Source organism: Mesorhizobium sp. M1329 (assembly GCF_040318035.1).
Lineage (GTDB): Bacteria > Pseudomonadota > Alphaproteobacteria > Rhizobiales > Rhizobiaceae > Mesorhizobium.
On sequence record NZ_JAMYLN010000080.1, the window covers coordinates 1 to 2,487 of the forward strand.

Genomic DNA, 2,487 nt, shown 5'->3' on the forward strand with positions numbered 1-2,487 from the left:
GTAAGCGGTGTTCTCAGGCCACGGCCTTGAGCTCGAGCTTGTTGATGTAGACCCAAGGCAGGAGATCGTCGATCTGGCTGTTGGGGTGGCCGTTGACGATCCTGGTGAGGACATCGGCGAGATAGCCGAGCGGTTCGACACCATTGAGCTTGCAGGTTTCGATCAGCGAGGCGATGACGGCCCAGTGTTCGGCGCCGCCGTCAGAGCCTGCGAAGAGCGCGTTCTTGCGGTTGAGCGCGATCGGACGGATCGAGCGTTCGACGGTGTTGCTGTCGATCTCGATGCGGCCGTCGTCAAGGAAGCGCGAGAGGCCTTCCCAGCGTGAGAGCGTGTAGCGGATTGCTTCTGCGAGCTTGGTCTTCTGACTGATCAGGCCGAGCTTCTCACGCAGCCAGGGTTCGAGATCGGCGACGATGGCGCGGCTTTTGTCCTGACGCATCGCGCGGCGCTCGTTGGCCGATCGGCCACGGATGTCATCCTCGATCTTGTAGAGTTCGGCGATCCGTCTCAGCGCCTCGCTGGCGATCGGCGCGGGACCGGCTGCTGCCAGTTCATAAAAGCGCCGACGGACATGCGCCCAGCAGAAGGCGAGCGTGACGCCGCTTTTGTCGGCCAGCACGCGATAGCCGCCATAGCCGTCGACCTGCAAGATTCCGGTGAAGCCTGCGAGATGAGCGATCGGACGCTCGGCCTTTCGGTCCGGCGCATAGACATAGGCGACGCCCGGCGGGTCGCTCCCCTCCCATGGTCGATCATCGCGGGCATAGGCCCAGAGTTGACCTGTCTTCGTCTTGCCGCGGCCGGGATCGAGCACCGGCGCGGTCGTCTCGTCGGCGAAGAGTTTTGGCGAGGACTTCAGCTTGCCAAGCAGCCGCTCATGCACTGGACGCAGGTGCCAGGCGGCGCGGCCGACCCAGTCGGCGAGCGTAGAGCGATCGAGATTGACACCCTGCCGGGCGTAGATCTGCGCCTGACGATAGAGCGGAAGGTGATCGGCATATTTTGAGACCAGCACCTGGGCGACCGTTGCCTCGGTCGGAAGACCACCCTCGATCAGCCTTGCGGGCGCCGGAGCTTGCACGACAACGTCCTCGCAGGCGCGGCAGGCATATTTGGGCCGGCGCACGACGATCACACGCAGCTGCGCCGGAACGATATCGAGCCGCTCGCTCACGTCCTCGCCGATCCGATGCAAGCCATTGCGGCAGCATGGGCAGGCATGGTCCTCGATGTCGACGATCATTTCCACCCGCGGCAGATGGGATGGCAACGCGCCGCGGTTCGTCCGGCGCTTCCTGGCGCGCTCCAGGCGCTCTGCGGGAGATGCTTGTTCGTTCTCTTCCTCGTCGGCGGCCTCGATCTGCTCGGCCTCTTCGAGCCCCAGCAGCAATTGATCCTCGGGCAGCGTCTCGGCACGCCGGCCGAAGCGGTGACGCTGCAATTCCTTGATGATCTGGACCAGACGGGCATTCTCGACGTCGCGCGCCAGGACCATCGCCTTCAGCGCGTCCGGATCGTCGGGAAGCTGGTCAGCCGTCATCGCCATGAGCGGATCAGACCATATTCGCCGACAGCCCGCGACAGCGGAATCCAGGCTGATTCACTTCGTCGCGGGTCAGCCCGCCTGGGCTGGAACGCGGGTCCGGCGCGCCTCGTGGACTCGCCGCCAGTCCAGCCCTTCGAGTAGCGCCGACAGTTGCGCGGCCGTCAGCCGCATCATGCCGTCATGCACTTTCGGCCAGCGAAACTCCCCATCCTCCAAACGCTTGGCATAAAGACAGACGCCGGTGCCATCCCAGAAGATCAGCTTGATCCGGTCAGTCCGCTTCGCCCGAAAGACGTAGACAGCTCCGCTGAACGGATCGGCCCCCATTGTCTCTCGCACCAGCGCCGCCAATCCCTCCGCGCCCTTGCGGAAGTCGACGGGCTTCGTCGCCACCATGACCTTGACCGCACCCGTCGGCCCGATCACGACGTCGCCTTCAGCGCGCGGATCACTGCGGCCACCGTCTTGGCATCGGCGCCCCGGCCGACGCGCATCGCGATGCCGTCGATCTCAAGCTCGATCAGGCCGGCATCTCGAGTGGCTTGCCGTTTCCGCTGCTTCGGTGAACGGCTCGCTACAGGTTCCGCCGCCGCCACAACCGCCGGCACAAAGGCAGGAGAATCTTGCTGCACCGAAGTGGCCTGTTTGCGCGCTTCGCGGCGCCAGGCGAACACCTGCTGCGGCCTGAGACCATAACGCCGGGCAACTTCGGAAATGATTGCGTTCGGCTCCAGCGTCTCCGCGACGATCCGCGCCTTGTCATCCATCGACCAGTGACGCCGGCCGCCAGCACCGTTGATCACCTCGAAACGCCGAAGCTGCCGCTCCGGGTCAAACGTAAGGTCAAGTCCAGACACAAGCCGATCTCCGATCCCAATACAGAATCGGCAACCTCACAGATCGCGACCACTCCCGAAAGGTGGTCCCACAACAGCGCTTAC

3 protein-coding genes are annotated in these 2,487 nt (G+C 64.4%); all 3 read right to left on the bottom strand.

The window, feature by feature from the left end; all coding sequences use genetic code 11:
* Window positions 1-13: 13 nt before the first annotated feature.
* Window positions 14-1,546 (bottom strand): IS66 family transposase, encoded by a 1,533-nt coding sequence (tnpC, locus tag NKH21_RS32605; RefSeq protein WP_352870005.1) that lies wholly within the window; start codon window positions 1,544-1,546, stop codon window positions 14-16.
* 69 nt (window positions 1,547-1,615) lie between these two features.
* Window positions 1,616-1,972 (bottom strand): IS66 family insertion sequence element accessory protein TnpB, encoded by a 357-nt coding sequence (gene tnpB / locus NKH21_RS32610; RefSeq protein WP_023709031.1) that lies wholly within the window; start codon window positions 1,970-1,972, stop codon window positions 1,616-1,618.
* Window positions 1,969-2,403 carry an IS66-like element accessory protein TnpA gene (tnpA, locus tag NKH21_RS32615; RefSeq protein WP_352870008.1) on the bottom strand — a complete coding sequence of 145 codons (435 nt, stop codon included), beginning with the start codon at window positions 2,401-2,403 and terminating at the stop codon, window positions 1,969-1,971. Before tnpA ends, tnpB begins: the two co-directional genes overlap by 4 nt.
* Window positions 2,404-2,487 lie beyond the last annotated feature (84 nt).